At 61.1% G+C, this 226-nt stretch carries 1 pseudogene; it reads right to left on the bottom strand.

Features of this window, described 5'->3' with window-relative positions:
• Window positions 1-226 (bottom strand): annotated as a pseudogene (locus EOB49_RS36105) (M15 family metallopeptidase); the annotation flags it as partial.

Below are 226 nucleotides of genomic sequence, written 5' to 3'. Positions count from 1 at the left end.
ACGGTCGAGCCACGTGAATGGGTCGATAGTTCTCCGACATAACCCTTGGCGATCAGCTCACTGCGCCTGACCTTCGGATACCATTGTGGATCGGGCGACCCGCCATCGCGCGTCCATTCATTCATGTCGGCGACGGCGCGGGCAGGGCGGTAGCAATCGAACAACACCAGAGTCAGGCCTTTGGCGGCGATCGCTTTCTGGATGGCGGACAGTGCCTTTGCCGCCT

This window comes from Mesorhizobium sp. M7A.F.Ca.MR.148.00.0.0 (assembly GCF_003997735.1).
In the GTDB taxonomy this organism is placed as follows: Bacteria; Pseudomonadota; Alphaproteobacteria; order Rhizobiales; family Rhizobiaceae; genus Mesorhizobium.
This window is presented reverse-complemented; position numbering and strand designations above follow the sequence as displayed.